This is a genomic window from Rhodoferax sp. ZS1R8 (genome assembly GCF_056521325.1).
In genome coordinates, this window is record NZ_JBWMBA010000018.1 from 1 (window position 1) to 3,481 (window position 3,481).

The following is a 3,481-nucleotide window of genomic DNA, read 5'->3' on the forward strand; positions in this document are numbered from 1 at the left end:
AAGGCCCCTGGCAGCACCATCGCTGTCACCTACAAGCCTATCAGCGACAGTACGGTATACACCAAGGACAGCGGTGGTGCAGCCGGCGTATTCCCCGTGCAAGACATGGTAGGCCCCTTCCACGTAGTGGCCAGTGTGGCGTCGAGCAACGGAGTAGGCGGCGTCAACACCAGCACCTACACCTACGGCGGCTTGAAGGTCGAACGCGGCACCGGAGTCGGCTTGCTGGGATTCCGCTGGATGAACAGCAAAGACAGCGCCACCCAGATCGAGAGCTACACAGAATACCGCCAAGACTGGCCGTATACCGGCATGATCAGTAAAGCCGAGACCCGCCTGAGTGGATCGGGCAATGCAGGCGTCCTCAAACGCACCACCCAAACCCTGGCCTGCAAGATCCCGCAAACCGGAGCTGCCTGTGTAGTGGCCCAACGCTGCGACCAAAGCGCCAACAGTGCTGCCTGCGTAGCAGCAGCCAACAACCGCTACTTCACCTACGCGGCCAGCAGCCTGGAACAAAGCTGGGACCTGACTGGAGCGGCCTGGCCTAGCTACACCAGCACCACCACCTACGGACTGGACCCAGTAGACGCTCATCTGTACGGAGACCCCACCCAGACCACCATCACCACCAGCGATGGATCGAGCAAGACCACCGTCATTGACTACTGGCCGGCCGACACCACCAACTGGATACTGGGACGCCCCAAGAAATCCACGGTCACCAGCGTCACACCGTAATAAAAAGAACGAAGTAGACAGGGAGCTCCCACTTGAACACCGCCCTTAAAACACTGCTCGCCAGCACCGTGCTAACTGTGCTGGTCACCCCCGCGGCACACGCCGACACCCAAACCCGCACCACCAGCTTCGAATACGACGCAGTTGGACTGCTCAGTAAAACGGTAGTCGAGCCCACCCGCCCCAACGACTGCTTGCAAGCCGTCTACGCGCGCGACAGCTTCGGCAACGCCACCACCACCACCCGCAGCACCTGCGCAGGAGCCACAGCCCCGGCCACCACCAGCGCTGGTAGCCGCGCCAGCACCAACAACTACGGCACCGATGGTCGCTTTGTCCTGTCCAGCACCAATGCTGCCAACCAAAGCGAAACCAAGACCTATGACAGCCGCAACGGCCGCCTGACCAGCCTCACCGGCCCCAACGGCCTGACCACCAGCTGGCAATACGACAACTTCGGACGCAAGACCAAAGAAACACGCAGTGACGCCACCTACACCACCTGGACCTATGCACTGTGCAGTGACCCTGGCGTCACTTGCCCCGGCCCAATAGCGGGAGCGGTCAGCACCTGGGTTACCAAAGAACAAAGCTACGCCGTCAATGGCGCGGTCAACGGCCCCGAGCAGCGCACCTACTTTGACGCCTTCGAGCGCGCCCTGCGCGTACAAACCCAAGGCTTTGATGGCAGTGGTGCAGCCCCCACCCTGGTCCAGGACACCGAGTACAACGCCCTGGGCCAAGTCGCCCGCAAATCCGACAGCTATGCCCTGTCCGGTGTCACCCCCATCTGGAGCAGCTTCACCTATGACGCCCTTGGCCGTCCGAGTAGCCAAAGCGTGCCCGACCCTGCAGCTCCTGGTAGCCTTGCCACCACCACCTTCGCCTACAACGCCCTGGTCACCAGCAGCACCAACGCCAAGACCCAGACCAAGACCGTCACCAAGAACGCCAGAGGGCAGATCGTCAGCGTCGTGGACGCACAGGGCAGCAGCATCACCTACAGCTTTGATGCCCAAGGCAACCTCCTGTCCACCAACGCCGCAGGCTCCATCACCAGCATGGGCTACGACATCCGTGGCAACAAGACCAGCATGCTGGACCCCGCCATGGGATCGTGGACCTACGGCTACAACGCCTACGGTGAACTGGTCTCCCAGCGCGATAGCCTGAACCAAAGCGCCTCTATTGCGTACGACAACCTGGGGCGTATGACCCAGCGCACAGAGCCCGACCTCATCAGCCAGTGGAGCTATGACAAGAAGTTCGACGGCACAGCCTGTGGCAAAGGCGTGGGCAAACTCTGCGAAGCCAAGGCCGACAACGCCTACCGCCGAGTCCACAGCTACGACAGCCTGGGGCGCCAGATACAAACCTCCACCGTCCTGGACGACCCGGTCAACCCGGCCGTTGTGAGCGAAAGCTTTGATGCCAACACCGGACGTGTCAGCAGCAAGACCTGGCCCACCGGCTACCAGGCCAGCTACGGCTACAGCGCTCTGGGCTACCTCAAGACCGTCACCGGCGGCGGCACCAACGGCTTTACCCAGACCGTCACCTACCAAATCCAGGCCATCAACGCCAACGGCCAGATCACCCAATACCGCACCGGCAACACCGTCACGGCCGTCAAGACCTATGACCCTCTGACCCAGCGCCTCACAGGCCTGACGGCCACGGCTGATGGCCAAAACAGCGGCAACGTCATCAAACAAAGCTACGGCTACGACTCACTGGGCAACCTCACCAGCAGGAGCGACACATCGCCAAACGTGGGCACCCAGGAGAGCTACAACTACGACAGCCTGAACCGCCTGAGCACCGCTACCCTGCAGGGCGGCGCGCTGGGCGCCCCATCGACAACGGAGGTCAAATACGACGCCCGGGGCAACATCACCTACAAGAGCGACGTCGGACGCTACTGGTACGACAGCGCCCGGCCCAACCGCATGACCGCCGTCACCTTGGAAAGCGCCCCTGGCGCGGTCCAAAGCGTGACCGGCACCCGATCCTTGAGCTACGTCTTTGATGACTTGAGGGCTGGCGCCCAAATGGTCAACGGCACCCAGGTGGGCAACGGCAACCTCGAATACACGGTAAGCCATGACACGGTCAACAGCATCCACACCGTGCGTGCGGAGAGCTACACCAGCTTCAACCAGCCCAGCAGCATCACCTACGGCAACTTCATCACCAGCACCACCAGCAGCCAAGACCGCAAGCTGACCTATCTGTATGGACCGGAGCACCAGCGCGTCAAGGAAAACGTGGCCCTCAGCGGCAACGGCACCAGCAACTACTTTGCCGGCAGCACCTGGTACTTGAACGGCGTTGACAGCCTGGGCCTGTCCTACGAGAAGGAAGTGCGCACCAATGGCACGGTCGAGAACAAGCACTATGTGAGCGCAGCAGGGGCCGTCTTTGCACTGTTCACCAGCCGCACGGGCAACTTGAACGGCTTACCTGCCACGACCACCAGCTACTTCCACAAGGACCACCTGGGCAGCATTGCGGCGATCACCAACGAGACCGGAGCGGTGACAGAGCGACTGGCCTATGACCCGTGGGGCAAGCGGCGCTTCATCAACGCGACGCCTGGCTTACCCGACACGCTGGACGCCATCGTGGGCAAGAACACGGATCGGGGATATACCGAACACGAACACCTGGATGAGGTGGGGGTCATCCATATGAATGGGCGTATTTATGATCCGCTTATCGGTAGGTTCATGAGTGCTGA

Annotated in this window: 2 protein-coding genes; both read left to right on the forward strand. The window is 61.5% G+C overall.

What is annotated here, in order from left to right; all coding sequences use genetic code 11:
* Positions 1 to 741: hypothetical protein (locus AC097P_RS23215; protein WP_479612809.1), on the forward strand; the 741-nt coding region annotated here is incomplete at its 5' end.
* Positions 742 to 773: 32 nt separating this feature from the next.
* Positions 774 to 3,481 (forward strand): RHS repeat domain-containing protein (locus AC097P_RS23220; protein WP_479612810.1); only part of this gene is annotated, 2,708 nt, incomplete at its 3' end.